Genomic DNA, 26,950 nt, shown 5'->3' on the forward strand with positions numbered 1-26,950 from the left:
CTGACCGGCCCCTGCCCGCCGCCTTTTCTTCGGACTTTCCGAGGAGAGCGCCATGCTCGACACCTGCACACTTTCGGTCGAGGACCGTGCCGACGACCTCAACCGCCGCTACGGCGAACTGTCCCCGGCCGAGTTGATCGGGACCATGGCCTATCACTTCTTCCCCGAACGCATGGCGCTGGTGTCGTCGTTCGGGGCGGATTCCGTCACCATGCTGTCGATCGTCGCCGAGGTGAAGCCGGACCTGCCCGTCCTCTTCCTGCAGACCGGCAAACACTTCGACGAGACCTTGCGCTACCGCGACGAGATCGCGAAGCGCCTCGGCCTCACCAACATCATCGACCTCTACCCGGAGCCGCTGGCGCTGGCGAAGGAGGACCCGGACGGGACGCTCCACGCCCGCGATCAGGACGCCTGCTGCGCCATCCGCAAGGTGCATCCGCTGGCCCGTGCGCTGCGTCCTTACGATGCGTGGATCACCGGGCGGCGGCGCCATCAGACCTTCGCGCGGCGGCAGATGCCGGTGATCGAGGCGGACGGGCGGCACGTGAAGCTGAACCCGATCGCCGCCTGGTCGCAGGAGGATGTCGACGCCTACATCGACGCGCGCGATCTGCCGCGCCATCCGCTGGTGGCGGACGGCTATCCGTCCATCGGCTGCGCCCCCTGCACCGCGCGGGTCGCCGCCGGCGAGGACGCCCGCGCCGGCCGCTGGGGCGACTCCGGCAAGACGGAATGCGGCATCCACTGGATGCGCTGACCGCCCAGCGCTGACACCGCTGCGCCGACCGCGCCGCCCGCCGTTCCCTCCCGCCCGGTCGGCTACGAGCCGCCGGTGAAAATCCCGCCGCCCGGCCGGTCGTCACGCAAGGCCCGCCCGTTCAGCCCCAGCCATTCGTCCACCCCATTCCAAGGGCGAAAACGGGTTTGCCGCGCGTCGCCTTGCGGGCGAACGCGGTTCGGCGTCCGATCGGAAGGACGGCCCCGCACCGTAGGCCGTCCCGTACGAGGGAGAGGCCCAGATGGCGAAATGGCGTTCGGAATCCACGTGGCTGGCCGCTCTTCTGGCGGTCTGCGCCGCCGACGTCTTCGCCCTCGTGTTGGCGGTACGTCAGATCACCGCAGGCGGTGGCTTTGCCTTCGCCGAGCACGGCGCGATCCCTCTGGACCGCGCCGTCACCCTGTTCGCGGCCCCGTTCACGGTGGCCGCCGTCGCCGCTTTGGGCGTCGCCTATATCCTGATGCGCCGCTGGCAGCGCGGCGCCTAACCCTTTTCACCGGCGGCGTCCGCTTCTCGCGGATGGGACTTTCACCGTATCCCACGTACGTGCGGCGCCTGTCCTCGCTTCCGGCCTCTCCGGCCTGTACGAAGCGCAGGAACGCGGTGCTTGGCTTTCCCGCTAGGGTGCGGTGACTTGCCGGCGTGCGACGCTCCGACTGTCCCGCGTGCGCTCGGCGCCTGACTTCTCGCCGGTGCGCGTTGCCCAGCCTCTCGCCGGTCGTCTGTGCTCCGGGCCTCTTTCGCAGGTCAGCGGCGCGCGGGGCCGTCAGCTCAGCGCGGCGGCGATCTTTGCCAGGCCCCGCGCGGCGGTGTCCGGCGGGGCGGCGCGCGCCTCGACACCCGCCACCTCGAGCGCGCGCGCATACCGCTCGGCCAGAGCCGCCGCCGCCACGATGGTGACCGACGATGCGCCCCGCGACGCGGCCCCCACCTCGGCGCCGATCAGAAGGCCCGACAGATAGCTCGCCGCCGACGCCTCGCGCAGGCGGCCCATCAGACCCTCGACACGCACGCCGAACAACGCCGACATCAGCTCGCCGCCCGGCCCCAGCGCCAGACCGCGCGCGACACCGCCGAGATAGGCCTCGCGGTCCGCCTCATCGCGGCTCATCATCTTGCCCAGAATGGTGTGGTTTTTCATGGCGGCGAAGATCTCGCCGGTCATGTAGGTGGAGAAGTCGGTGATCGCGCCGCCCTCCACCGTCACCCACTTGGAGTGCGTGCCGGGGAGCACGAAGGTGCCGGCATCACCGCCGAGCGCCTCCAAGGCGCCCATCACCTCGGTCTCCTCGCCGCGCATCACGTCGGCCCGCATCACGTCGCCGCGCGCAAGCCCCCCGCGCGGGACCGTCTGGCCGATGGCGACTCCGGGAACGATGCGCACCAGGCCGAGCGGCGTCTCCACCGTGGCGCAATGGGCCGCAAGCGCCTCGGCCGTCGCCGGAACGCCCACATAAGGCGCCTCCACCCAGCCCTGGCGGGATCCGACCATGCCCGACAACAGCACCGGCGTGTCCTCCGGCGCATCCTCCCGCCAGGGGCCGACGGTGCGCTCCAACACCCCGGCGAAGTCGCCGTCCTTGACGTTGAGAAGACCGTCGTCGCTGTCCTTGCGGGCGACGGGCCAGCCGTCCGCGCCGATCAGGTAGGCCCGCAGCCGGGTCGTGCCCCAGTCGACGCCGATCAGCATGAGGCCGACACGGGGCACAGCGGGGACGCCAGCGGGCGCCGATGTCTCGTCATGGTCGTGGCTCTCGGCAGAGGGGGAGCCGCCCGGCCGCGATCAGCGGCGGTGCGGCGTCGCGTGGAAGGAGGGTCGACGGCCGGCCCGTCCCGGACCACCGGAACGGGCCGCCTTCGTGGTGACGATCCGCGTCAGTGGCTGTGACGCGGCATGAAGGTGCGGGCGATCTTGCGATACTTCACCGCCGGCTTCAGCACCATGCCCTCGTTGAACTGGTCGACGCAGCCGCGCTGAATCTCCTGCCACGGGGTCTGATGCTCGGGATATTGGAAGCCGCCCGCCTCTTCGAGCGCCGCCTTACGTGCGGCCAGCTCCTCGTCGGAGATGAGGATGTTGGCGGTACCCTTCTTCAGGTCGATCCGCACGCGGTCGTTCATCTTGAGGAGTGCCAGACCGCCACCTACCGCCGCTTCCGGCGAGGCGTTGAGGATCGACGGCGTGCCCGACGTGCCGGACTGCCGCCCGTCACCCACGCACGGCAGCTCGTTGACGCCCGCCTTGATGAGATAGTCCGGCGCACGCATGTTCACGACCTCGGCGCCGCCCGGATAGCCCACCGGACCCGCACCGCGGATGAAGAGAATGCACGTGGCGTCGATCTTCAGCTCCGGATCGTCGATCGCGTGGTGGTAGTGCTCCGGCCCGTCGAACACGATGGCGCGGCCCTCGAACGCGTCCGGATCGTCCGGGTTCGAGAGGTAGCGCTCGCGGAACTCCGGCGAAATCACCGAGAGCTTCATGATCGCCGCGTCGAACAGGTTGCCGCTCATCACGCGGAAGCCCGCATGCTGCTTCAGCGCGGTGTCGAACGAGCGGATGACGTCGGGCCACTTGTTCTGCGCCGCCTTCCAGTTCTCGCCCGTGGTCTTGCCGTTGGCGGTGATGGTGCCCTCGTGCAGCTTGCCGTGGCGCATCAGCTCGGCCGCCACCGCGGGAACGCCGCCCGCGTGGTGATAGTCCTCGCCGAGATATTCGCCCGCCGGCTGCAGGTTCACCAGCAGCGGAATGTCCAGCCCGCAACGCTCCCAATCGGCCAGCGACAGCTCCACGCCGATGTGCTTGGCGATGGCGTTGATGTGGATCGGCGCGTTGGACGAGCCGCCGATCGCCGAGTTGATGACGATCGCGTTCTCGAACGCCTCCTTGGTGAGGATGTCGGACGGCTTCAGGTCCTCCTTCACCATGTCGACGATGCGAAGGCCGGTGCGGTAGGCCATCTGCCCCCGCTCCTTGTGCGGGGCCGGGATCGCCGCCTGGGCCGGCAGCGTCATGCCCAGCGCCTCGGCAAGGGAGTTCATCGTCGTCGCCGTGCCCATGGTGTTGCAGTAGCCGGGCGACGGTGAACCGGACGCCACGAGGTCGATGAAGCCCTCGTAGTCGATCTCGCCCGCGGCGAGCAGCCGGCGCGCTTCCCAGACGATGGTGCCCGCGCCCGTGCGCTTACCATTGTACCAGCCGTTCAGCATCGGCCCGGCGGAGAAGGCGATCGCGGGAATGTCCACCGTGGCCGCCGCCATCAGGCAGGCGGGCATGGTCTTGTCGCAGCCGATCGTCAGCACCACGCCGTCCAGCGGGTAGCCGAACAGCACCTCGACGAGGCCGAGATAGGCTAGATTGCGGTCGAGCGCCGCGGTCGGCCGCTTGCCGGTCTCCTGGATGGGATGGACAGGAAATTCCAGCGCGATGCCGCCCGCCTCGCGAATACCCTCGCGGATGCGCTTGGCGTGCTCCATATGCGGCCGGTTGCAGGGCGAAAGGTCCGAGCCGGTCTGCGCGATGCCGATGATGGGCTTGCCGGACTGCAGCTCTTCCTGGGTCAGACCCCAGTTCAGATACCGCTCGAGATATAGTGCGGTCGCGGACGGGTCGGACGGGTCGTCGAACCAAGCGCGGCTGCGTAGTTTTTTTGATGTGTCGGCCACGGACAGAATCCCCCAGAAGTTGGAATTTCACTAAACCCGGACCAGGACTCGCACAACCAATTAGCGGATGCGTTCGCGCAAGTTGCGCGCCGCCGCGGCCTGTGAAGGTCGTGCAAACCGGAATGTGTGCCACGACATTTGTTGCTATTGCATTCGCCTCCGGACGCCCCACTTCAGCCCCGCACACCGTGGTTGAACGGCTGAATGGAGATCCCGATGCCGCCCTATCCGCACCTTTTCTCGTCGTTCGATCTGGCGGGTATCCCGCTCGCCAACCGTGTCGTCATGGCGCCGATGACCCGCTCGCGCGCCACCCGCCGGGCCGAGGGCAACATCCCGACTGACCTGATGGCCGAATATTATGGCGCCCGCGCGGACGCCGGCCTCATCATCACCGAAGGCGTGGCGCCCGGGCGCAACGGGCTCGGCTATCCGCGCATCCCCGGCATCTACAGCGACGCACAGGTGGCCGGCTGGCGCAAAGTGGCGGACGCGGTGCACCGTTCCGGCCCGGCCAAGATCTTCATGCAGCTCATGCACTCGGGGCGCATCTTCCACCCGCTCAACCTGCCGGACGGTGGTGTGGGTGTCGCCCCCTCGGCCATCGCCGCGCCCGGTGAGATGTACACCGACGAGGAGGGCCCGCAGCCGCACCCCGCCCCGCACGCCATGTCCGAAGCGCAGATTCATGCCGCGATCGACGATTTCGTGAGCGCCGCGAAGAACGCGGTCGCCGCCGGAATCGACGGTGCGGAGCTGCACGGCGCGAACGGCTACCTCATCGACCAATTCCTGAACCCGATCACCAATCAGCGGACCGACGGCTGGGGCGGCTCGGCCGAGGCACGCAACCGCTTCGCCGTGGAGGTCGCCCGCCGCACCGCCGACGCGATCGGTGCGGGGCGCACCGGCATCCGCCTCTCCCCTTACGGCGCCTTCAACGGGCTCGGCCACCACGACGGGGAGGACGCGCAGTTCACGCAGCTCGCGGCCGAACTCGGCAGCCTCGGCCTTGCCTACATCCATATCGTCGATCATTCGGCGATGGGCGCGCCGGAGGTTCCGCAGTCGATCAAGGATGCCATCCGCGGCGCGTTCGGCGGCACGATCATCCTTTCGGGCGGGTACGATGCGGCCCGTGCCGAGGCGGATCTCGCAGCGGGCAAGGGCGAATTGGTGGCCTTCGGGCGGCCGTTCATCGCCAACCCCGACCTCGTCACCCGGCTTGCCCACGACCTGCCGATGAACGCGCCCGACCCGTCCACCTTCTATAGCGCTGGCGCGAAGGGCTATACGGACTATCCGCGCGCCCCCGCCGCTGCGACCGCCTGACCCACTGCGGCCGCCCCAGCCGCTGCGACGACCCTATCGCTGCGACGGACGGACCGCGCCGCTCGAAGACGGCGCGGTCCGCGTGTTCGGGCGGTCACAGCCTGTGGACAGGCAGGTGCGCTTGCGTTGCCCATAACGCATAGCGCCTCGCCGGCCGGCGCGGCCTGTGCCGACCGGCCGGGCGCGCCGGCCGCGCATCACGCCGCCCGCCTCGGCCGGAAATCTCCGCGCGGCAGGCGGCGATTTGAGCCAAATCAGCCCGCGGCCGGGTGCCGCGCACTAGGGTGCCGCCCGCGCCGGACCGCGTGGCCCGAGGCGCGCGCGGTAACCGTATGCTCAATTATTTACCTTCAAACGTCTTGCAAAGCGGCACGGCGTGGCGTTGGACAACACGGGTGAATGTCGTCCGAGGTCCGATCCCGTCATGTCGCTAACCTCTGCGCGGCGGGTCCTGCTCCTTGAAGGCCCGCCAACCAGATTCTTCTCCGTGCTCGAGCGCCATCTGGAAGGTGACGGCATTCCCGTCACCCGGATCCTCCTGCACGCGGGGGACTGGCTTTTGGCGGGCGGGCGCGGCATCTCCTTCCGCGGCCGGCTGGAGGCGTTCGAGCCCTTCCTGCGCCGGATCATCGCCGAGCACGGCATCACGGATACGATCTACTTCGCCGACCGCCTGCCTTACCACCGGGTGGCCGAGCGGGTGGCGCGCGATGTCGGCGTCGTGCCCTACGCGATCGAAAACGGCTACCTCAGGCCCGACTGGCTGACGCTGGAGCCGGGCGGCATGGGCTGCTACTCGCGCTTTCCCATCGACCGCGCCCATATCGAGAGGATCGCCGCAGACGCGCCGCCGATCGACGACGTCATCCGCTACCGGCACCTCTTCACCAACGAGGCGTTCCACGACGTCGCCTACAACTTCTCGCGCCTGGCCGGTTCGCTGGTCTACCGCCATTTCGACGACGACAAGCCGACGAGCCCCGTGCGCGAGTACGCCGCGTGGATCCCGCAGCTCGTCCGCCGGCAGATCGCCCGCAACCGCGCGCCGCGCCAGCTCGAGCGGATACTGGCCAACAACAAACCCTACTTCCTGGTGCCGCTGCAGCTCGAGGTCGACTACCAGATCCGCGACAACTCCCCCTACCGCAAGCTGTCGGAATTCATCGACGAGGTGTTCGCCTCCTTCGCGGCCCATGCGCCGAAGGAGACGTCCGTTCTCGTGAAGATCCATCCGCTGGACAGCGGGCTGGAGAACTGGCGCCACACGCTGAAGCGCATCAAGCGCACGCACGCCCTGACCGGGCGCATCCGCATGATCGCCGCCGGGTCGCTGCAGGACATGCTCGACAACGCGGCCGGCGTCATCCTGGTGAACTCCACCGTGGGGCTCTATGCGCTGCGGGCCGGACGGCCGACCAAGGCCCTGGGGAGCGCCGTCTACAACCTGCCCGACCTCACCGATCAGCAGCCGCTGGACACCTTCTGGAGCGACCCGAAAGAGCCCGACACGGAGTATGTCGCCACCTTCGTGAAGGCGCTGGCACGGGCCACCCAGCTCAAGGGCAGCTTCTATCACCCGCTCGGAATGGAGGTCGGCGCGGCCGAGGTGGTGCGCCGGGTGAAGGCCGAGATCGGCCTCAGCGACATGTTCGTGATGCCCCCACCCCGCCTCGAAGGCGCGCGCGCCATGGGCGTCAATGTGCGGTAAAGCCGCGATCCGCTAAATTGCGCGGACCTGGGGTCCGCCGCGATTCGTGCCGCACATGCGTTCGGTGCTACGGTTCGTCGGCCACAGGCTCGCGTGGAGTGGGTTTTAATGTCCGGCACATCGTTACAGTCGCGTATTTTAAAGGCCGCCCGGTCCGCTTTGATCGGCGTGGCGCTCTTTTCATGCCTCGTGAACCTCTTGATGCTCACGGGGCCGATTTACATGCTGCAGATCTACGACCGGGTGCTCGCGTCGGGCTCCGTGCCGACCCTGGTCGCCCTGTCGGCGATCGTCGTCATCCTCTACGTCTTCATGGCGATCCTGGACCTGGTGCGCCAGCGCATCCTCATCCGCGTCGGCCATACGATCGACGATGAGGTTGGCTACACCGCCTTCTCCACCTATGTCGACGCGCCGATGAAGCTCGGCCCCATGGGCGAGCAGGCCCAGCCGATCCGCGATGTCGACCAGCTCCGCCAGTTCTTCTCGTCCAACGGCATGACCGCGCTGTTCGACGTGCCGTGGATGCCGATCTACCTCGCCGTCGTCTTCCTCATCCACCCCGCGCTCGGCCTGCTGGCGACCGCGGGCGCGCTGATCCTCCTCGCCATCGCCATCATCACCGACAGGACCGCGCGCAGCGCCGTCGCCCAGTCCAACACCGCGGGGCTGCGCCGGTCGCGCTTTGCCGAGGCGACGCGGCGCAATGCGGAAGTCGTGCGCGGTATGGGGATGCTGGACGGGCTGGGCTCGGTCTGGCGCAGCGTCAACCGCGCCTTCCTGCGCGCCAACGGCCGGGCAGCGGAGATCGTGTCGACGTCCAGCGTCATCACCAAGGTGTTCCGGCTCGGCCTGCAGTCGGCGGTCTTGGGCCTCGGCGCATATCTGGCGGTTCATCAATATATCACGCCGGGCGCGATGATCGCCGCCTCGATCATCATGAGCCGTGCGCTTCAGCCGGTGGAATCGGCGGTCGGCAACTGGCGCCAATTCCTCAGCGCGCGGCAGTCCTACCGCCGGCTCAGCGCCACGGTGGAGGCGGTGGAGGACATCGAGCGTATGGCGCTGCCGGCCCCCACCAAAACGCTGGCGGCCGAGACGATCACGGTGATCGCCCCCGGCTCGCAGACGCCCATCGTGCGCGATGTCGCCTTCCGCCTGGACGCCGGGCAGGCGCTCGGCATCATCGGCAAGTCGGGTTCGGGCAAGTCCACGTTGGCGCGGGCCGTCGTCGGCGTATGGCCGGTGGTGCGCGGTGCGGTGACGCTGGACGGCGCGCCGATCAACCAATACCCGGCCGGGGCGCTGGGCGCGCACATCGGCTACCTGCCGCAGGACGTGGAGCTTTTCCCCGGCACAGTGGCCGACAACATCGCCCGCTTCGACCCCGACTTCGCGCCGGACGACGTGGTCGACGCCGCGCGCCAGGCGGGGGTGCACGAGCTGATCCTGTCCTTGCCGCAGGGCTACAACACGATGATCGGCGAGGCGGGGGCGGCCCTTTCCGGCGGGCAGCGCCAACGTGTCGGCCTGGCGCGCGCACTCTACAAGAACCCGTTCCTGGTGGTGCTGGACGAGCCGAACTCCAACCTCGACGCGGAGGGTGACGAGGCGCTTCGCACCGCAATCCTCGCCGTGCGTGAGCGTGGCGGCATCGCAATCGTCATCGCGCATCGTCCCTCGGCCGTCGCCAGTTGTGGGCACCTGATGATGCTGGCGGACGGCCGCGTGAAGGACTTCGGCACCCGCGACGAGGTGCTGAGCCGCGTCACCCGCCCGGTGGCCGATGTCTCCGCACCGCCGCCGACCGCTCCCCCCGCCTACGCCTCGGCCATGATGATGCCCGGCGCCCCGTTTTCGGGCGCTCCGGTCCGCGGCGGTGGGATGCACGGGTGTGGGATGCCCGGCAGCGTGCCGGTGGGCGGGGTGGCCGCGACGGGCCCCGGTACCACGGCCCGCCCGCAGCCACGTTTTGCCGGTGGCGGCGAGGCGTCCGGCCTCGCGCTCGTCCACAGCGCACCACCGTCTTCCGCCGCGCCGTCTGCCGCCGTGCCGTCCTCCGCAGCCGCCGCCGCGCCCTCACGCGGACCCGTGCTTCATCCGATCCCGAATTTCTACGGCACTTCCGCGGCGACAGTGATGCAGGCCGTCGCGCCGTTCGCCCCACCACCTGCCGCAACGCCTGCGCCGACCGCCGCCCCGGTCGCTGCAACGGCGCTCCGCTCCAACGACGTCGCCGCCACAGCAGAGCCCGTCGCCCCAGCTCCGGCGGCCACTCCGCCGGCGGCCGGCCCGCCGCGCGAGGAAACCTCGCCCGTCCCGCAGGCCGATGCCACCTCGCCCGCCGAACCGGCAACGACTGACGGCGGCGCTGCCCCGGCGACGATGACCTCGACCGCGCCCGAGCGGCCTCTATCGCCGACCCCAATCCCGCAGCCGAGCGCAACGGCCACTGCCCCCGCGGCGCCGCCCGCAACCGAGCCATCGGGCGCCCCGGCGACCGCGCTCCGGACGCCCGAGACAGGGCTGCCCGAAACAGCGTCGACCGGAACAAGGCCGCTCGAAACAGTGCCGGCTGAAACAATGACGGCCGAAACCAAGCCGACCGGAACCGCATCTGCCGAAGTCGAGCCGTCCTCTCCGGGGCCGATTGCGGCGGAGGCGCCCGCGACCGGCACGGAAAGGCAGGGCGCGAGTTCGCAGGCCGCCCCCACGGCGCCCGTCGCCGCATCATCTGCGACCGACAGCGTGCATCATTCCACGCCTCCGCTGCGCCTTCGCAGGCGCCGCAGCCCGGACAAGGCGTGGCTGATCCCCACCGACGACGAGGCCCTCGACGAAAACCGGCCGGGCCCCGCCCCGGCCGCGCCCGAAACCGCCACGGCGACGGCGCCACGGCCCGCCCGCGACGCGCGTCCCGTCCAACCGCTCGCCCTCGACCCCGGCGATGCACCCGGCCCTCGCGCGGCGCCTCGTCCGCCGGAGGACCTGCGCGGACCGATCGACTGGGCCGCCGACGATCCCTTCACGCCGCAAACCCGCTGGCCGCCCGAACGGCCCGCAAATCATGCCTCTGCAGCGCCAGACGCGCAGACCGCCCCCACCGCGGTGGGTTGGCAGCCGGACGCCCTGTCCCCCTACCTCTCCGCCTACACCGCGGCGCTGTGCGCCGATGTGGCGCCCGCTCCCGACGCCACGCAGTCCACCCCACCCCCATCGCCCGGCCATGCCGCTACCCCCGTCTACACTGCTGCGCCTGGCAACGCCGACACGCCCGGCGAAGCGTCCGCGGTCCGCAACGCCGACGCGTCCGGCAACACCACCGCGGCCAGCAACACCAGCGTCCACGGCGACTCCGATGCGCCCGGCGAAGCGTCCGAAGTCAGCAGCGCCACCGCGTCCCGCAACGCCGATACGCCAGGCCGCACGGGTGTGGCCGGCGGTGCGGCACCGCACGTCACGGCTGCCACAACGGCCCGTCCGCGCGAGGCGGTGCCTGCCGTGAAACCGGCCTCCCCGCACGGCCCGGCCGGCAAGCCGGAGGCGGCTGAATGAGCATGGCCGCCGAGGACGATCCGAACACGCCCATCTTCGCCGTCTCCACAGGGCGCTACCTGCGCCTCGGCGCCATCGCTGCAGCCGCCCTCGTCTTCGGCTTCGGCGGATGGGCCGCCGTCGCCAACGTCTCCGGCGCCGTCGTCTCCTCAGGCGTCGTCGCCGTCGACAGCCGCGTGAAGGAGATCCAGCACCGAGAAGGCGGCATCGTCGCCGCCATCTACGTGGAGAACGGCGACCGGGTCGCCGCCGGCGACCTCCTCGTCGAACTCGACGACACGCAGCCGCGCGCCGGACGCGATCTCGTCGCCGCCCAGCTCACCGCCCTCAACGCCCGCATGGACCGCCTCGCCGCCGAACGCGACGAGTCGGACGCGATCACCTTCGCCCCCACCCTGCTGGAGCGCGCGGACGAGCCGCTTGTCGCCGAGCTTCTGGACGGCCAGCGCTCCGTCTTCCGCGTCCGCCGCGCGACGCTGGACGGCCAGACGGCCCAACTCAGCGAGCAGATCGCCCAGCTCGAGCAGCAGATCGGCGGCATGGAGGCCCAGCTCGGCGCCAAGCGCGACGAGATCGAACTCGTCACCGCAGAGCTCGACGACCTGACCCAGCTCGAACGGCGCGACCTCGTCCCGCGCGCGCGGGTGACCGAGCGGCGGCGCGAAGCTACCCGGCTGCGCGGCGAGGAAGGCGACCTCGTCGCCCGCATCGCCGCCGCGCGTGGGCGCATCGCCGAAATCCGCGTCCAGGTGCTCCAGATCGAGACCGAGTTTCAGCGCACCGTGCTGTCCGAAATCTCCGACCTGCAGACCGAGATCGCCACCCTGTCGGAACGCAACGTCGCCGCCGATGACGAGCTCAGCCGCGTCGCCATCCGCGCCCCGGTCGGCGGCATCGTCCACGAAAGCGCCGTCAGCACCATCGGCGGCGTGGTGGCGCCGGGCGGCCTCCTCATGAAGATCGTGCCGCAGAGCGACGACCTCGTCATCGAGGCGCGCATCGCCCCCATCAACGTCGACGAGGTGTCGATCGGCCAGGAGGCGGACGTTCTCTTCAGCGGCCTGCCGAGCCGCACGACCCCGCGGCTGAAGGGCGCCGTGAGCAGCATCTCCGCCGACCGCACGATCGACCAGTCCACCGGCCAGCCCTACTTCTCCAGCCGCATCACCCTGCCGCAGAGCGAGCGCGAGAAACTCGGCAACGCCGTCCTGGTGCCGGGCATGCCGACCGAGGTCTATATCCAGACCCGCTCGCGCACGGTGCTCGACTACCTGATCGAACCCCTCATCAACGCGGCGCACATCACGTTTACCGAAAGCTGAGGATAACGCCCCGGCCGCCGCGGGGTTAGCGCCCCGTTAACCATGCCCATTCACCCTAAGGCCGTCTTTTGAAGGCGGTTTTATGCGTGTCTCACTCCTTTGCCTGATTGCTGTGGGCGTCGCCTCGTGCGGGCCGCGCGCGTCCGGACCGGGACCTCAACTGGCGGCCATCGAGTCAGCCGACCTGTCCTCGTCCGCCGCCGTGACCTCCAGCGCCCAATTTTTCGTTGCCCCCCAGTCCTTGCACTCCCCCACCATCGCGGCCCCCGCGACGGCCGAGACGGAGCTGATGGAGGCGCGCACCAGCGTCACCGTCCACCCGATGCCGGACGATCGCGACCCCCTCGTCCGCTACGACGACCCGGTGCCGCCGGGCGCCGTGCGTTCCCCCGCCTCCCTCACCTCCCCCGCGCCGCCCCGCGACGGCGTGGAGACCGCGGGCCGGCTCTCGGACGCGTTCCGCTCCACCTACCAGACCAACCCCGTGATCAACCGCGCCCGGTCCGACCTGCGCGCGGCCGACGAGGAGGTGGCGATCGCCAAGTCGCTGAACCGGCCGACGATCGCGCTGACCGCCAATGGAGGGCTCGGAACCGAGCGCAACGTCAACGTGCCGACCTCCACGGGCTCGGGAACGGTGACGGACGACCGGCCGGACGGCATCGTGGCGCTGGAGGTCACGCAGCCCCTCTTCCGCGGCTTCCGCACGCGCAACGCGACCCGCGCCGCCCATGCCGGGGTGCAGGCCGAGCGGCAGCGCCTGCGTGCGACCGAGCAGGACGTGATCCTGGCGACGGCGGTGGCGTTCCTCGACGTGCGCCGCTTCCGCCGGGGCGAGGTGCTGCGCCGGCGCGAGGTGGACTTCCTGCGCGAGCAGATCGGCGCCGCCAGCGACCGCCAGCGGTTCGGCGAGGGCACGCGCACGGACGTCGACCAGGCGACGGCGCGGCTCGGCGAAGTGGAGTCGCTGCTCCTGCAGGAGAGCGCCCAGGCGCGCGCCGCAGAGGCCCGTTTTCGCGAGTTCAGCAATGTCGACCCCGGCAACCTGAAGCTCGACATCGACCTCAGCCACCTCGTCCCGCAGTCCTTGTCCGAGGCGCTGACGCAGGGCCAGACGAACAATCCCGACATTCAACTGGCGATGCACGAGGTGGACGCGGCGAGCTTTCAGGTGAGCACGCTGGAGGGCGAGAGGCTGCCGACGGTGAGCCTGACCGGGCGCGTCGGCGTGCAGGCCGGCACCAGCAGCGCCGACCGCACCGAGTCGGCCGAGGTGCGGGTGAACGTGTCCGTGCCGATCTACCAGGGCGGCGGCGTCTCGGCGCGGGTGCGGCAGGCGAAGGAATCACTGGGCAGCGCGCGCATCGGGGTGGACGTGGCGCGCAACGAGACGCGATCGGACATCGCCTCGGCGTGGGCGGCCTACGGCACGGCCCTTGAGGCGCTGGACTCGGCGCGCCGGTCCATCGGCGTCGCCCAGCGCGCGGTGAACGGGATCCTGGAGGAGCTGCGAGTGGGCCAGCGCACGACGGTCGACGTCCTGGATGCGCAGCGCGATTTGATCCGGGTGCAGATCATCGAGGCGGAGGCGGAGCGGCAGCGCGATGCCGCCGGCTTCCAGCTTCTGCGTGAACTCGGCCAGCTCGACCCCTCGGTTCTGGGCCTCGCGGTACCGCGCTACGACCCGGCCGAGCATTATACCGCCGTCGCCGACCGCTGGGCGGGCCTTCGCACCCCGGACGGCCGCTGACGCCGGCGCCCCGGCTCGCCCGCCGCTGTCCCCACCCGCCGCGTCCTCGGATCGGCGGTGCTGAGTAGGGCCTTCTCCTGGCCGGGCCTCACCTTGCATCAGCGACGCCTGGCCGGCTCTTTCAACGCCCCCCCCTGCCGGGCCGTCCACTCGAGCCCGCGCCCCGTTGCGCGGCCGCTTTCAGGCCGCCGCGCAACGGGGCGCGGCCCATGTCCGGCCGCCGCGCTTATTGCGCGGCGGTGGCCATCCGCCCGTCCAGGCGGCGCGAGAGGCGGTCCATCAGGCGCGTCAGCTCCTGGTGGCCGAACGGGTCCAGCTTGGGGCCGGGAGCGCGAGTGGCCGCGGAGGTGATGATGCCGCGCCGGCGCAAAATCTCCTTGCGCACCGCGAGGCCGTAGCCCGGCTGCTGCTCGTGACGCACCAGCGGGAGGTAGGCGTCGAACACGTCCTCGGCCCCGTCGACGTCGCCGGCATGGTGACGCCTCACCACCTCCACCAGCATCTCGGGATAGGCGAAGCCGGTCATCGCACCGTCGGCGCCGCGGCCCAGCTCCTGCGGCAGATAGAGCCCGCCATTGCCGCACAGGATCGACACCCGCCGCGTGCCGCGCTTCTCCGACGTCTGACGGATCGTCGTCAGCTTCGGCAGGCCCGGCCAGTCCTCGTGCTTCAGCATCACCACCGTCGGCACGGCCTCGGCCAGGGTGACGAAGCCGCCCGGCGAAATCGGCATGTTCGTGGTGAGCGGGAAGTCCTGATAGACGATCGGCGTGTCGCCCAGGCTCTTGCCGATCGACTCGAACATCGAGATGACGTTGCTCTCGGTCTTGGCGGCCGCGTTGGGAGCGACCATCACGCCGGCGGCGCCCTCGTCCATCGCCGTGCGCGCCAGGGCGAACATGTTGTCGAACCCGGCCTGCGACACGCCGACGACCACCGGAACGCGCCCGTCCACCCGGCGCAGCACCTGCTTCAGCACCGCCTCGGACTCCGCACCCGTCAGCTTCGGGGCCTCGCCCATCATGCCGAGGATGGTGATGCCGTCGACTCCGGTCGACAGGTAGAAGTCGGTCAGCCGGTCGATGCTGGCGTGGTCGATGGCGCCGTCGTCGAGAAACGGAGTTGCCGAAATGATGAAGACGCCGCGCGCCTCCTCCGTCAAACGATGAGCCACCTGTTTCCTCCTGAGACGATCATCACATATTTTGCCACCTACCATGCCCCCATGGCGCGCTCAAAGCCAGCCTCCAGCGGCAGCATGGTCAAAATGGCGCCATGGCCAAATCGCATCTAGAACAAATGCGGAACATGTGGTTCATGGTCAGCATGACACGCCGCTCACTCCCCTTCGTCGACCGCGACACCGTCGTCGCCCGTCTCGGACACTGCCGCCAGGCCATGATCGAGCTTCGGGCTGGCTCGCCCCCGCGCTCCCTGGCCCGCGCCTCCGCGGACCAGATGATCTCGAATATCGACGAGCTGGTCTGGATCCTCACTGGAGACCGCGAAATGTTCGTCACCAAAGGCCACGGCCGGAACCTCTACCGGTGAGGCCGGGACCGGCGCACCACCGCGGCCGCGCGCGCCGTCCGACCCGCCGCGGCGCGCCCCGGCCCACCGCGGCTCTCGTGACGCCCGCTACTCGGCGGCGTCGAGGTCCTCTCCGTCGGCGTCCTCGGCCGACCGCTTGATCGTGTCTGGCCCGCCGCCGGGGCGCTGCGCGTTCTTGCGAGTCTCCTCGTTCACGTCGTCGGCACGGCGAAGGGCGGTGTCCCTCCCGCCGTCGCCGTCCGTCTCGCGCCCGTCGCCCGTGTCGCCGCCCGTGTCGCTCATGTCGCCAACATCGCCGGTGCCCGCCGCGTTGTTCGCGATGATCGAGAGACGCGTATGCGGCAGGACCTGCGGCGCGCCCTTGTCGCGAAGATAGGCCAGCAGCTTTTCGCGCATGCGGCAGTGCAGGTCCCACGCCGCGGTGGGGTTGTTCGCCGTGCAATAGAAGCGCACGGACATCGACTCCTCGTCATGGTCGATAACCTGAACCTTCGGCTCCTCGCCCTCGGACCATTCCTCGTCCTCGGCGGCGAAGCGCTGGAACACCTGGCGCAGCTCCTCGACGTCGGTGCAGTGATCGAGCTTCAGAAGCACCGGAAGGATCATCTTGGGCTCGGCCATCGTCCAATTCTCGAACGGGTTCGAGACGAAGTGCTTCACCGGGACGATGAACCGCTTCAGGTCCCAGGTCCGCAGCTGCACATAGGTGTAGTTGATCTGCTCCACATAGGCCCAATGGTCGTCATAATAGACCGCGTCGCCGATGCGGATGGGCTTGGCCAGCGCCAGTTGCAGCGAGGCGAGGATGTTGCCCAGGACCGTCTGCGCCGCGAGGCCGAAGATCGCCGTCGCCACACCGGCCGAGACCAGAAGCGACATGCCGAAGTTGGAGAAGACCCGCAGCGAGGAGAAGGCGACCGCCAGCCCCACCACCACCACAAACATGACGCCGATGCGCTTGGCGGCCGACAGGTTCGTGTACCACTGGCGCGCGCTGGTGTTCTCCGGCGTGTCGATGTTGGACAGATAGCGGTTCGACGTGAAGTCGATGATCGTGTCCAGCGTCCGCGAGACCCCGTACACCAGCGCCGCGATGATGAGGATCCAGAAGATGACCGAGATCGTCGCATCGGTCGCCGCGGAAAACTCGAACAGCGACGTCACCGTGATCTGCAGAAGGACGCCGATCACGAAGAGCGCGGTCGGCAGACGTCCCCGGCAGATCGCCGCCGCCACCCCGGCGATCGGAATGCGCTGCGCCACCTTCGACATCACCGTCCACGTCAGCCACGCGGACGCGATCGCGAAAACCGCCAGGAGGGGGATCGCGATCAGCTCCCAAAGGAGGATGCCGGCGAAGGTTTCGGCCCGCAGCACCTCCGGCAGCGCCCGCTCGAACGCGGTCGGGCCGTACCGGGCATAAAGGCCGGGAATATGCTCGACGCTTTGGCGCGCGATCACCCACACGGGGTCCTGGTCGCCGACTTGGACACGGTTGAGGCGCACGGTGACCGGCCACGACGGAAGGTCCAGCGTGCCCAGTTGCAGGCTCTTGCGCGCGGTGCCCACCATCGGCTCGCGGTCGCTGCCCGTCGTGTCCATGCCGTCCGGCCGATCCGGCAGGCGGCCGAAGTCCACGGGGATCTTGCGCTTCAGAACGAAGGAGAGTTGCTCGGCAAGGCGCGGGCCCACCGTGCGCTGCTCCTCCTCGTCGACGAAATAGAGGTCGAGCACATGGGCGGCGGCGGCGAAGTCGGACCGGTTCACGGCGCTGACGAAGGATTCCATCGCCGAGCGCGGGGTCGTGAGATCCAGGATTTCGGGTGCGGCGGGCAGACCGCCGTTCAACACGTCGATGCGGAAGGTCGGACCGCCGTCATTCTCCGAGCTTTGCGCGGCGGCGGTATTGACCAAGGCGCCGATGCCGATGGCGCTCGCTAAGATGAGTATGGCGGCGAAGCGGCCTCGCGTCATCCTCTGTCCTCGTCGGTTCGGGGTCGGGGGCGCGGCACCATGTCCGGGCGCAGCCCTGGGGGCGGTCCGCCGGGTTCCCCCTTCGAGACCACACGTGCTCGCTCAGCCAACGGCAGATCGGCGGTGATCGTTCCGATGATCGTCCCGGTCGCAGGCTCTCGCCGCGATCCGCGCACGAAAAAAGGGGCGCCGAAGCGCCCCTTCCCTCTTCTCGATCCCAGCATCGCCGGGCAGCGGCGTCCTCAGACGTTCGCCTTTTCCTTTGCCGCCTTCTTGGCCTCGTCGACCACGTGCTCGGCCCGTTCGGCGACGGTCTTGCCGTCGTCCTGCGGCAGGAGACCCTCCTCCTTGGCCGACTTCTCGGCTGCATAGACTGCGGCCTCGGCGGCGCGCTCGGCCCGCTCGGCCTGCTGCGCCGCGAAGTCCATCGCCTCATCGCGCAGCGTGTCGCGATAAGGGCCGACATACTCGTCCTCGACACGGGTCGAGGGGAGCAGCGCGCCGATCAAAGCGCCCGCGGCGATGCCGATGGCGGCGGCCGCCAGCGGTTCCTCGGTGACGAAGTCGACCACGTTGCGCTTGGCGCGGCGGCCATAATAGGCGGCGTGGTCGGCCGCCTCGTAGGCCGCGTCACGGGCGCTGTAGTAGGCGTAGGACGCCGCATCCGACACCGCATAGGCACCGGACTTGAGCTGCGCGTTGGCGTAGTCGAGGCCGTGGCGCGCCTCGTCGGCGGCGAAGCGGGCGTGGTCGTAGATCGTGTCGAGCGCCGCCGTCGCAGCGTCGCTCACGGCGTAGGCGCCGGCCTTCAACTGGTCGCCGGCATAGGCGAGACCGTGCCGCGCCTCGTCCGCAGCGAACTTGGCCTGATCGTAGGCCGCCCGCGCGGTCTCCTTGGTGGACGCGGAGACGGCGTAGGCCCCCGCCTTCAGCTGACCGGCCGCATATTCGACGCCGTGCTTGGCCTCGTCGGCGGCGAAGCGGGCCTGGTCGTAGGCCTGGCGGGAGGCCGCCTTGGCCGAGTAGGCGCCGGCCTTGAGCTGCGACACCGCATATTCCGCGCCGTGACGCGCCTCGTCGGCGGCATAAAGCGCGCGGTCATAGGCGACGGCGCCCGCGGCGGCGGCGGCGTCGCGCACCGCATAGGCCCCCGCCTTCAGCTGGCCGACCGCGTACTGAGCGCCGTGCTTGGCCTCGTCAGCGGCGAAGCGGGCCTGGTCGTAGGCACGGGCACCGGCCACGGCGGCCGTGTCACGCACCGCATAGGCCCCGGACTTCAGCTGCGCGGCCGCGTAGTCGACGCCGTGCTTGGCCTCGTCGGCGGCGAAGCGGGCGTGGTCGTAGGCGCTCTGCCCGGCCCCGTGGGCGGCAGCACGCATGGCGTAGGCACCGGACCGCAGTTGCGCGGCGGCATATTGGGCGCCGTACTTCGCCTCGTCCGCCGCGTAGCGCGCGTGGTCATAGGCGCTCTGCCCGGCGGAGGCGGCCGTGTCGCGCACCGAATAGGCACCCGCACGAAGCTGGGCGGCGGCGTACTGGGCGCCGTGACGCGCCTCATCGGCCGCGTAGCGGGCCCGGTCGTAGGCGCCGATCCCGGCCGCCGTCGCCGTGCCGCGCATGGCGTAAGCGCCGGACTTCAGCTGCGCAATGGCGTATTCGGCGCCGAAGCGGGCCTCGTCCGCGGCGAAGCGGGCGCGGTCATAGGCGACCTGGGCCGTCGGGCTACCGGCATAAAGAGGCGCAGGCTTCTTGTTCTGGCTCATCAGGAGCCAGGCCAGCCCGACTCCGGTCAGCGCGATCGGCAGCGGGTTCTCCTTCACCTGCCGGCCGAGATTGTTCAGGAACTCGCCGCCCTGGCCTCCGGCGGAGGTGAAGGACCGGGTGACGCTGTCGACGATGTTGGCGGTCGACAGTTTGGCGCGCAAAGCGTCGAGGGTCTCTTCGACCTCGTAGCGCTGGGCCTCGACTTCGCGCTCGATCTGCGTGGTGGAACGGCTCATTGCATCTGCTCCTTCGCAAGCTCGGCGTCGCGGCGCACTTGGAGGGCCGTGCGGTCCGGCGTGAGATTTTCGACATTGAGGTCGGTCGTGCCCGAGCGGATCAGGAACGCACCGACGGCCGCGAAGATGGCGCCGACGATGAGAGAGGCCCAGCCTGTGTTGGCGGCCACCACGTCGGCGGCGGTGTTCTCGGCACCGCTCGCAGCCACGGCGGTGATGAGGTTGGCAACGGCCACCACCAGCGCCTGGGTCAGAACGATCAGCGCGACCAGGACGACGATGGCACCGGCGGCAATCTTGCCGACGCCCATCTGAAGCTGGTTCACCTTGTCGTGCATCTCCGAGCGGATCAGCTCCCCTTCCTTACGGAAGAGATCGGAGACGTCGCGGAAAAGCTTCGTCAGAAGGTCCGGCAGCGAGCGGGTATGGGCAAGGGCCTCGGCCATCGCGCTCGGCTCGTCGGGGCGGTGAGGGGCATGATAGGTCATGGATGGCGCCTCACTTCGGGGTGGAGTTGGCGGGGGCGACGGGCGGACGGGCCGCCTGCGGCGTGTAGGATGCGGGCGGCGTGTAGCCGGTGTGCGGCGCTGCCTGCCCGGTCGGCGGATAATGCGGCCGCTCGCCGCTGGCGCGCAGGAAGCGTCCTGCCGCAAGACCCGCCAGAACCGCACCGCCGACGAAGACGGCCGGGTTGCGCCGGGCGAAACCCTTCACCGACGTGACGACCTCGTCCATCGAGGTGTGCGACACCGAGCTGGCGATGTCCTCGAGGCTCGAGGCGGCGTGGGAGACGAGGCGCGCGGCGAAATCCTGATCGCGCTGGTTCAGCTCGTCGGATGCGCGGCGCACGGCCGACGCGAAATCGTTGAGCCGTCCGGCCGCGGTCGCCATGCCCTGCTCGGCATAGGCGTTGGCGGTCCGCTTGGCTTCGTCCGCATATTCGTGGGCGGACGATTTGATTGTGTCGGAGGCCTCGTGCAGCTTGTCGCTGGCGGACTGGGCCTCACGCTCGAAGTTCTCTTTCGTCGACATTGGAGCTGCTCCTCAGGCTTTGTCTGGCAATGCCAAGATGTGGCTAGGATGAGCCGGGACGGTTTAGGCGAGGCCCAACAGGCTGAGAATGAAGAGGACCACCACAACCAAGCCGACCAAATAGATGAGGCTATGCACCGGCTTTCTCCTTTTCGTTCATTTCGCGAGACAGTTATGTCTTGAACGTCGCGGCCCGTGGCGCGGTTCCGTAGGGAGTGGGGTTATGGACAAAAGATCATGTCCTTCGACATCGCATCGGCAGCCGGCATACGCACGGCCGCACCTCTCCCCCTATCAGCGGAGAAATCTGGAAAAGCGGATTTCGTTCCCAATGTGATCGCGGATGAAAGCGACGGCCGACATCGGCGGGGCAGCACCGCATGCAGGATGGAAGGCGTGGCACCTCACGGCGGCCTCGGCGGCGTCACCGGGTGCGGGTGAGATATACGGCGGGGCAGGCTGCCCGCCGCGTTCATTATCGCGGGCGGCGGTGGCGCCGGCGACCGCGGCGGCGAACCGGCGGCGCCGTTCTATTCGGCGGCGAATTGCGTGCGGTGCAGGCGGCTATAGACCCCGCCGCGCGCGATCAGATCCGCATGGCGGCCCTCCTCCGCCACACCGGCCGGCGTCACCACGACGATGCGATCCGCCCCGCGGATCGTGGCCAGACGGTGGGCGATGACCAGGGTCGTGCGCCCCTCCGACAGCGCCGCCAGCGACGCCTGGATCTGCCGTTCGGTTTCCGAATCCAGCGCCGAGGTCGCCTCGTCCAGCACCAGGATGGGCGGGTCCTTCAAGAAGATGCGCGCGATGGCGAGGCGCTGCTTCTGCCCGCCGGACAGCTTCACACCGCGCTCGCCGATCACCGTGTCGAGGCCGTCCGGCAGCGCGGCCACCATGTCCTCGATCCGGGCCGCGCGCACCGCCGCTTCGATGTCCGCCTCGCTGGCGCCGAGACGCCCATAGGCCACGTTCTCGCGGATCGTCCCGGCGAACAGGAACACGTCCTGCTGGACGATGCCGATCTGCCGGCGGAGCGACGCGGTGGTCATGTCGCGCACGTCGATCCCGTCGACGAGGATCCGCCCGGCCTGCGGCTCGTAGAAACGGGGCAGCAGCGAGCAGATGGTCGTCTTGCCCGCGCCGGAGGGGCCGACGAAGGCCACCGTCTCCCCGGAGTTGATGGTCAGGTCGATCCCCTTCAGCACCGGAAGACCGCGCGTGTAGGAAAAATCGACCCCCTCGAAGCGGATGTCCCCCTTCAGCGGCGGCGCGTCCTTGGCGCCGGGCCGGTCGGTGATGTCCGGCGCAATGGCCAGAAGATCGAGGTAGGAGCGGAAGCCGGCGATCCCCTTCGGATACATCTCCATCACGCGGTTGATCTGCTCGATCGGCTTGAAGAACACCGTCACCAGCAGCAAGAAGCCGACGAAGCCGCCCGCGGTCAGCTCGCCCGCGATGACGAACCACGTGCCCGCCACCATCACGATGAGCTGGATCAGCCTGAGGCCGAGATAGGACATGGCCGTGTTCACCGCCATCAGACGGTAGGCGCGCAGCTTGATGGTGCGATATTGCGCGTTGTCGGCGGCGAAGAGACGGGTCTCGTGCGCCTCGTTGGCGAAGGCCTGCACCACGCGCATGCCGCCGATATTCTCCTCCAGCCGTGCGTTGAAGGCGCCGATGCTGCGGAACAGGCGGCGGAAATTGTTCGTCATGCGCGTTCCGACGGCCATCGTGAGCCAGCCGATGAAGGGAACGATCGCCGCCACGATCAGCGCCAGCTCCACGTTGACCGAGAGCATCAGGATGAGCGCGCCGACGAACGTCATCACCGCGAGGAAGATCTCCTCCGGCCCGTGGTGGGCAAGCTCGCCCACCTCCTCCAGATCCTTCGTCACGCGCGCGGTCAGGTGCCCGGTCTTGGCGCTGTCGTAGAAGGAGAAGGACAGCTTCTGCAGGTGGTCGAAGGCGCGGCGCCTCAGCTCGGTCTCGATGTTGATGCCGAGCATGTGCCCCCAATAGGTGCAAACCGCCATCAGCGCCCCGTTGAAGAGGTAGACGACCAGGAGCCCGCCCGCCGCGAGGAGAATGAGCGGCCAGTCGCCCGCCGGAAGGAGCCGGTCGATGAAGACCTTGATGGCCATGGGAAAGGCGAGTTCAAGGAGTCCGGCCAGAACGGCACTGCCGAAGTCCAACACGAAAAGGCCTTTGAACGGGGCGTAATAAGCGAAGAACTTTCGCAAGATCATGGCGTGACCGGAGACGGCAGGTGGGGCAAGGTGCCCCGGTGTAAGCGCCGCGGAGACGGCGAGCAACGGATGCCGGCCGGACCCTGCCTTGCAGCAGGCGCCGCGCGGGCCGCCACAAAGGGGGAGTGCCGCGGATGGCGCGCCGAGGACGATGCAATTGTGGCGCCGTCACCTTCAGCGTGGCGGCGGAGCCCGAGGCGGTGGGCCTTTGCCACTGCACCACCTGCCAGCGCGAGACGGGCGGACCTTTCATGGCCTACATGGTCGTGGGCCTGGCCGCCCTCACCGTCACCGGCACGACCGCCTCTTGGCGCGAGACGACGGATCACCGGCACTTTTGCCCCCGCTGCGGCACGCCCCTCTTCGCCACGATGGACGGAGATCCCGATGCCGAGGTGCGTCTGGGTGCGCTCGACGATGCGTCCGGCCTCATCCCAACGTTCGAGCTTTGGGTCGACCGGCGTGCGGCTTGGCTCGCCCCCCTTCCCGGCGCAGAGCAATACGAGCGCAACCGGCCTTGAGCCGCCATAAAAACAAACGACGATGGAGGACTGCCCATGATCCAGGATCATCTGGAAATCTTCGACCCCGCCTTTCGCAAGCTGATCCTCGGCAACTGCGCGCTGGACATGTTGTGGACCGGCGGGCGCTGGCTGGAGGGCCCGGCCTATTTCGCCGGCATGCGCAGCCTCGTCTTCTCGGACATCCCCAACAATCGGATGCTGCGTTACGACGAGGGGAGCGAGACCGTCAGCCTCTTCCGCTCGCCCTCCAACCACGCCAACGGCAACACGCGCGACGCCCAGGGGCGGCTCGTCACGTGCGAGCATTCTGGCCGGCGCGTCACCCGTACCGAGCACGACGGCTCCATCACCATCCTCGCCGACCGCTACGACGGCAAGCGCCTCAATTCGCCGAACGACGTCGTCGTCCACGCGGATGGGTCGATCTGGTTCACCGACCCCACCTACGGGATCGACAAGGACTATGAGGGGGCGCGCGCCGTGTCGGAGATCGGCGCGTCATACGTCTACCGGTTCGACCCGGCGTCGGGCGCGCTGGCGGCGGTGGCGACGGACTTCGTGAAGCCGAACGGCCTCGCCTTCTCGCCGGACTACTCGATGCTCTACATCGCCGACACCGGCCTCAGCCACGTGCCGGACGGTCCGCGCCATATCCGCCGCTTCTCCGTGGACGACGGCGCGCTGTCCGGCGGTGAGGTGTTCGCCACCTGCGACTATGGCCTGTTCGACGGCTTCCGGTTGGACGAGTACGGCAACATCTGGTCCAGCGCGGGCGACGGGGTGCACTGCTTCGACCCGTCCGGCGCGCTGATCGGCAAGATCAAGGTGCCGGAGGTGGTGGCGAACGTGTGCTGGGGGACGCAAAAGCGCAACCGGCTCTACATCTGCGGCACCACCTCGCTCTACGCCACATACCTCGCCACGAACGGGATGCCCTACCCGGTCTGACCCGGCGCGGATGGCGGCCTAAGCGGCGGCGACAGGCAGGGGCTATTCCACCCCCTGCCAGAGCGCGTGAAAGTGGTGCACGGGTCCGTGGCCGCGGCCGATGTCGAGGTCGTCCGCGGCGGCGATCGCCTTGGAGATGTAGGTTTTCGCCCCTGCGACCGCCTCCGCCAGCGTGGCGCCGCGCGCAAGATAGGCGGCGATCGCCGAAGACAGCGTGCACCCGGTGCCGTGGGTGTTGCGGGTGGCAACCCTGCGCGAGGTCAGCCGCTCACACCGCCCGTCCATGCACAGGATGTCGACGCTCTCGCCGCCGTCGAGATGGCCGCCCTTCAGGAGGATCGCGGGGCCTCGATCGGCGAGCGCCAGGGCCTGCTGACGCATTTCCGCTTCGCCTCGCGCCGCGGCCGTGCCGAGAAGGACGGCCGCCTCGGGCACGTTGGGGGTGACGATGGTGGCGACCCCGAACAGCCGGTCGCGCAGGGCCGCCACGGCGTTGTCGGGCACCAGCCGGTCCCCGGAGGTCGCGACCATGACCGGGTCGAGCACCACCGGCACGGCGACCGCGGCCAGCATGTCCGCCAGGCGGTCGATGACGGCGACGTCGGCCAGCATGCCGATCTTGATGGCGGCAACGTCGATATCGCTCAACACCGAGGTGAGCTGGGCCGCGACGAAGTCGGCCGGGATCGGATAGACCCCCTGCACGCCCACGGTGTTCTGCGCCGTCAGCGCGGTGATGACGCTGGTGCCGTAGACGCCGAGCGCGGCGAAGGTCTTCAGGTCCGCCTGGATGCCGGCGCCGCCGCCGGAGTCCGAGCCCGCAATGGTCATCGCGATCATGACTGCACCTCGGCCGTTTTGCCGCGGGCGAAGGCGCGGCGCAGCTTTTCGGCCGCCTCACCCGGTGCCGCGGCCTTTGTGATGGCGCCCATGACGGCCACACCGTCCGCCCCGGCGGCGGCGAGCTCTTCGGCCCGCGCCTCGTCGATCCCGGCGATGGCGACGACCGGAAGATCCGGCCGGCGCAGGCGCAGCCGCGCGGCGATGCGGGCGAACCCGTCGATGCCGATGGGCGGGTTGGGATTGACCTTGCTCGTCGTCTCGAACACGCCGCCCACGGAGGCGTAGTCGATCGGCGCATCGTCGGCCGCTTCCGCCTCGGCCATCGAATGGATGGTGAGACCGACGATCGCGGCCGGGCCGACGATCTCGCGCGCCTCGCGGGCGGAGAGGTCGCCGTGTCCCACATGGACGCCCGCCGCACCGGCCGCGCGCGCCACGTCGGCCCGATCGTTCACGAGGACGGGCACGTTGGTCGCAGCGACGAGGGCGCGCACGGCCGCCACCTGAACGGCGGTGTCGCCGCCTTTGTCACGCCATTGGACGAGGGTGACGCCGCCGGCGGTGGCACTGCGCACGAGCCGCACCGGGTCCGGCTCCTTGGGGCCGAGGACGAGGTAGAGGCGCGGGTCCAGCGGCGGCTTGGCGACGCGGATGCGCGCGGCGATATCATGCGGATCGGCGGTGCCCACGGCATCCAGCAGAGCGACCGTGAAGGAGCCGGGGCCGGGATTGGCGGGGGCCACCATCTCGGCCGACACGTTGAGGAGGCTGAGGCCGGCGATCGCCGCGAGCAGCGGGTCCGCCTCGATGGCGAGGGCGGCGGCGATCAGCATGCCCGCCGAGCAGCCGGTGGCGATCACCCGGTCCAGCTTGGAGGTGCCGTTGGCGAGGTAGATCGTCCGATCCCCGGCCGGACCGCGCACGGACAGGCGGTCGACGGCCCCGGTGGTGACGGCGACGGTCCCGTCCGGCACGGCACCGAGGGCGGCCATTTCCGCCGCGTTGCCCTTCACCACTTTGGGCCCGTAGGCGAGAAGCTCGCGCGCGAAGGCGAGCCGGGCGGGCACGCGGTCGATCTTCACCGGGTCCAGCATGAAGGGCTGGCCGGTACGCACGGCCGCCAGGATTCCGGCGCGGCGCGGTCCGTCCAGCATGCCGAGGTTGATGCAAAGCGCGCCTGAACCGGCGGCCATCGGGCGCACCTCGTCGGAGTCGATCGTCATCGAGATGTCGATGCCGATGCTGGCCGCGATGTTGGCGACGAGAGGCTGGGCCACCGGCGCGACGAGAGCGTGAATGCGCGGGTGGGCCATGACGAGGCGGCCGAGGGTGCTGGCCACGTGCATGGGGTCGAACGGCTCGGGGGCGGCGGGTGCGGCGGCGCCGCTGGCTCGGTCGTCGGCAAAGCGCAGCGCGTTGATGGTGGTCTCTTTCACCTGTTCTCCAATCCCTTCGCCGGCATGACCCGGAGCAGGTTCGAGGGGTCGGCGCGTGGCCTCTCAGCCCGGAGGCACCCCCTTGGGGGCATCATCTGTACGGAATTTTGGCCCCAGCGCCAACTCCCCTCGCGCGGCGCACCATGCCGCGCGCGGCAGATGCGCACGGTGGGTCGGCGGGTTTTTGCGCGGGAGGCGCACCGGCCGATCCGCCCGGTGGCCGGGGCGTTGCGGAGGACGGCGGAAGGTTCGGCCGGAGGATCGAGACGGTGCGCC

At 69.6% G+C, this 26,950-nt stretch carries 21 protein-coding genes and 1 riboswitch; of the genes, 11 read left to right on the forward strand and 10 right to left on the reverse strand.

Annotated elements, in window-relative coordinates; translation table 11 throughout:
- Nucleotides 1-52: 52 nt before the first annotated feature.
- Complete coding sequence (locus BIX52_RS13160) at nucleotides 53-760, forward strand: phosphoadenylyl-sulfate reductase (RefSeq protein WP_075221510.1); 708 nt, start codon at nucleotides 53-55, stop codon at nucleotides 758-760.
- A 262-nt stretch (nucleotides 761-1,022) separates the two neighbouring features.
- Entirely contained in the window at nucleotides 1,023-1,268 is a 246-nt protein-coding gene (locus BIX52_RS13165) for a hypothetical protein (RefSeq protein WP_075221511.1), read from the forward strand.
- 279 nt (nucleotides 1,269-1,547) lie between these two features.
- Here BIX52_RS13165 and BIX52_RS13170 read toward each other — a convergent pair whose 3' ends face one another.
- Both BIX52_RS13170 and BIX52_RS13175 read right to left on the reverse strand, forming a co-directional pair.
- The gene (locus tag BIX52_RS13170) at nucleotides 1,548-2,489 is read right to left on the reverse strand and encodes a 2-dehydro-3-deoxygalactonokinase (protein ID WP_211098179.1); all 942 of its coding nucleotides are present in this window, start codon (nucleotides 2,487-2,489) and stop codon (nucleotides 1,548-1,550) included.
- A 167-nt stretch (nucleotides 2,490-2,656) separates the two neighbouring features.
- Nucleotides 2,657-4,447: an IlvD/Edd family dehydratase gene (locus tag BIX52_RS13175; protein WP_108676563.1), complete on the reverse strand. Its 1,791-nt coding sequence runs from the start codon at nucleotides 4,445-4,447 to the stop codon at nucleotides 2,657-2,659.
- Between the two features lie 216 nt (nucleotides 4,448-4,663).
- Between BIX52_RS13175 and BIX52_RS13180 the strand changes: the two genes are divergently transcribed.
- From BIX52_RS13180 to BIX52_RS13200, 5 genes are all read left to right on the forward strand, one after another.
- On the forward strand, nucleotides 4,664-5,779 hold the full coding sequence (locus BIX52_RS13180) for an alkene reductase (RefSeq protein ID WP_075221606.1): 1,116 nt from the start codon (nucleotides 4,664-4,666) through the stop codon (nucleotides 5,777-5,779).
- Nucleotides 5,780-6,266: 487 nt separating this feature from the next.
- A complete protein-coding gene (locus tag BIX52_RS13185; RefSeq protein ID WP_157956255.1) occupies nucleotides 6,267-7,487 on the forward strand; it encodes a capsule biosynthesis protein in 1,221 nt (406 codons plus the stop codon).
- 108 nt (nucleotides 7,488-7,595) lie between these two features.
- Nucleotides 7,596-11,042, forward strand: coding sequence for a type I secretion system permease/ATPase (locus BIX52_RS23480; protein ID WP_205647818.1), 3,447 nt, complete (start codon nucleotides 7,596-7,598; stop codon nucleotides 11,040-11,042).
- On the forward strand, nucleotides 11,039-12,364 hold the full coding sequence (locus tag BIX52_RS13195) for an HlyD family type I secretion periplasmic adaptor subunit (RefSeq protein ID WP_083660231.1): 1,326 nt from the start codon (nucleotides 11,039-11,041) through the stop codon (nucleotides 12,362-12,364). The genes BIX52_RS23480 and BIX52_RS13195 overlap by 4 nt, the downstream gene beginning before the upstream one ends.
- Before the next feature lie 82 nt (nucleotides 12,365-12,446).
- On the forward strand, nucleotides 12,447-14,114 hold the full coding sequence (locus BIX52_RS13200; RefSeq protein ID WP_083660232.1) for a TolC family outer membrane protein: 1,668 nt from the start codon (nucleotides 12,447-12,449) through the stop codon (nucleotides 14,112-14,114).
- Between the two features lie 226 nt (nucleotides 14,115-14,340).
- Here the strand turns inward: BIX52_RS13200 and BIX52_RS13205 are convergent, their stop codons facing one another.
- A complete protein-coding gene (locus BIX52_RS13205) occupies nucleotides 14,341-15,288 on the reverse strand; it encodes a dihydrodipicolinate synthase family protein (protein WP_108676564.1) in 948 nt (315 codons plus the stop codon).
- 143 nt (nucleotides 15,289-15,431) lie between these two features.
- On the opposite strand from BIX52_RS13205, the gene BIX52_RS13210 reads away from it, so the two are divergent.
- Nucleotides 15,432-15,665, forward strand: a complete 234-nt coding sequence (locus BIX52_RS13210; RefSeq protein WP_139312765.1) for a hypothetical protein — start codon at nucleotides 15,432-15,434, stop codon at nucleotides 15,663-15,665.
- A gap of 87 nt (nucleotides 15,666-15,752) precedes the next feature.
- Here BIX52_RS13210 and BIX52_RS13215 read toward each other — a convergent pair whose 3' ends face one another.
- The 4 genes from BIX52_RS13215 to BIX52_RS13230 form a co-directional block, all read right to left on the reverse strand.
- On the reverse strand, nucleotides 15,753-17,639 hold the full coding sequence (locus tag BIX52_RS13215; RefSeq protein ID WP_075221518.1) for a mechanosensitive ion channel family protein: 1,887 nt from the start codon (nucleotides 17,637-17,639) through the stop codon (nucleotides 15,753-15,755).
- 242 nt (nucleotides 17,640-17,881) lie between these two features.
- Nucleotides 17,882-19,639, reverse strand: coding sequence for a DUF3618 domain-containing protein (locus BIX52_RS13220; RefSeq protein WP_075221519.1), 1,758 nt, complete (start codon nucleotides 19,637-19,639; stop codon nucleotides 17,882-17,884).
- The gene (locus tag BIX52_RS13225) at nucleotides 19,636-20,127 is read right to left on the reverse strand and encodes a phage holin family protein (RefSeq protein ID WP_083660233.1); all 492 of its coding nucleotides are present in this window, start codon (nucleotides 20,125-20,127) and stop codon (nucleotides 19,636-19,638) included. The genes BIX52_RS13220 and BIX52_RS13225 overlap by 4 nt, the downstream gene beginning before the upstream one ends.
- 10 nt (nucleotides 20,128-20,137) lie before the next feature.
- Nucleotides 20,138-20,671 (reverse strand): hypothetical protein, encoded by a 534-nt coding sequence (locus tag BIX52_RS13230; RefSeq protein WP_075221520.1) that lies wholly within the window; start codon nucleotides 20,669-20,671, stop codon nucleotides 20,138-20,140.
- A gap of 237 nt (nucleotides 20,672-20,908) precedes the next feature.
- Between BIX52_RS13230 and BIX52_RS22865 the strand changes: the two genes are divergently transcribed.
- Nucleotides 20,909-21,112, forward strand: a complete 204-nt coding sequence (locus BIX52_RS22865; protein ID WP_139312766.1) for a hypothetical protein — start codon at nucleotides 20,909-20,911, stop codon at nucleotides 21,110-21,112.
- An 89-nt stretch (nucleotides 21,113-21,201) separates the two neighbouring features.
- Here BIX52_RS22865 and BIX52_RS13235 read toward each other — a convergent pair whose 3' ends face one another.
- A complete protein-coding gene (locus BIX52_RS13235) occupies nucleotides 21,202-22,920 on the reverse strand; it encodes an ABC transporter ATP-binding protein (RefSeq protein ID WP_108676571.1) in 1,719 nt (572 codons plus the stop codon).
- Between the two features lie 137 nt (nucleotides 22,921-23,057).
- Here BIX52_RS13235 and BIX52_RS13240 point away from each other — a divergent pair, with 137 nt between their 5' ends.
- Together BIX52_RS13240 and BIX52_RS13245 are read left to right on the forward strand one after the other, a co-directional pair.
- The gene (locus BIX52_RS13240) at nucleotides 23,058-23,444 is read left to right on the forward strand and encodes a GFA family protein (protein WP_075221522.1); all 387 of its coding nucleotides are present in this window, start codon (nucleotides 23,058-23,060) and stop codon (nucleotides 23,442-23,444) included.
- 36 nt (nucleotides 23,445-23,480) lie between these two features.
- On the forward strand, nucleotides 23,481-24,395 hold the full coding sequence (locus BIX52_RS13245; protein WP_075221523.1) for an SMP-30/gluconolactonase/LRE family protein: 915 nt from the start codon (nucleotides 23,481-23,483) through the stop codon (nucleotides 24,393-24,395).
- A 42-nt stretch (nucleotides 24,396-24,437) separates the two neighbouring features.
- Here BIX52_RS13245 and thiD read toward each other — a convergent pair whose 3' ends face one another.
- Together thiD and thiE are read right to left on the reverse strand one after the other, a co-directional pair.
- On the reverse strand, nucleotides 24,438-25,235 hold the full coding sequence (thiD, locus tag BIX52_RS13250; protein WP_075221524.1) for a bifunctional hydroxymethylpyrimidine kinase/phosphomethylpyrimidine kinase: 798 nt from the start codon (nucleotides 25,233-25,235) through the stop codon (nucleotides 24,438-24,440).
- Nucleotides 25,232-26,674 carry a thiamine phosphate synthase gene (thiE, locus tag BIX52_RS22870; protein WP_139312767.1) on the reverse strand — a complete coding sequence of 481 codons (1,443 nt, stop codon included), beginning with the start codon at nucleotides 26,672-26,674 and terminating at the stop codon, nucleotides 25,232-25,234. The genes thiD and thiE overlap by 4 nt, the downstream gene beginning before the upstream one ends.
- Nucleotides 26,669-26,766, reverse strand: a riboswitch (TPP riboswitch). It overlaps the preceding gene by 6 nt.
- Nucleotides 26,767-26,950: the final 184 nt, after the last annotated feature.

Origin of the sequence: Acuticoccus yangtzensis, from assembly GCF_001927245.1 — a bacterium.
Taxonomy (GTDB): domain Bacteria; phylum Pseudomonadota; class Alphaproteobacteria; order Rhizobiales; family Amorphaceae; genus Acuticoccus; species Acuticoccus yangtzensis.

Coding starts and splice junctions, on each gene's coding strand:
- BIX52_RS13215 (WP_075221518.1), bottom strand. CDS start 17,639: ATGACGCGAGGCCGCTTCGCCGCCATACTCATCTTAGCGAGCGCCATC.
- BIX52_RS13245 (WP_075221523.1), top strand. CDS start 23,481: ATGATCCAGGATCATCTGGAAATCTTCGACCCCGCCTTTCGCAAGCTG.
- BIX52_RS23480 (WP_205647818.1), top strand. CDS start 7,596: ATGTCCGGCACATCGTTACAGTCGCGTATTTTAAAGGCCGCCCGGTCC.
- BIX52_RS13180 (WP_075221606.1), top strand. CDS start 4,664: ATGCCGCCCTATCCGCACCTTTTCTCGTCGTTCGATCTGGCGGGTATC.
- BIX52_RS13195 (WP_083660231.1), top strand. CDS start 11,039: ATGAGCATGGCCGCCGAGGACGATCCGAACACGCCCATCTTCGCCGTC.
- BIX52_RS13160 (WP_075221510.1), top strand. CDS start 53: ATGCTCGACACCTGCACACTTTCGGTCGAGGACCGTGCCGACGACCTC.
- BIX52_RS13200 (WP_083660232.1), top strand. CDS start 12,447: ATGCGTGTCTCACTCCTTTGCCTGATTGCTGTGGGCGTCGCCTCGTGC.
- thiD (WP_075221524.1), bottom strand. CDS start 25,235: ATGATCGCGATGACCATTGCGGGCTCGGACTCCGGCGGCGGCGCCGGC.
- BIX52_RS13240 (WP_075221522.1), top strand. CDS start 23,058: ATGGCGCGCCGAGGACGATGCAATTGTGGCGCCGTCACCTTCAGCGTG.
- BIX52_RS22865 (WP_139312766.1), top strand. CDS start 20,909: ATGTCCTTCGACATCGCATCGGCAGCCGGCATACGCACGGCCGCACCT.
- BIX52_RS13220 (WP_075221519.1), bottom strand. CDS start 19,639: ATGAGCCGTTCCACCACGCAGATCGAGCGCGAAGTCGAGGCCCAGCGC.
- BIX52_RS13230 (WP_075221520.1), bottom strand. CDS start 20,671: ATGTCGACGAAAGAGAACTTCGAGCGTGAGGCCCAGTCCGCCAGCGAC.
- BIX52_RS13210 (WP_139312765.1), top strand. CDS start 15,432: ATGGTCAGCATGACACGCCGCTCACTCCCCTTCGTCGACCGCGACACC.
- BIX52_RS13165 (WP_075221511.1), top strand. CDS start 1,023: ATGGCGAAATGGCGTTCGGAATCCACGTGGCTGGCCGCTCTTCTGGCG.
- BIX52_RS13225 (WP_083660233.1), bottom strand. CDS start 20,127: ATGACCTATCATGCCCCTCACCGCCCCGACGAGCCGAGCGCGATGGCC.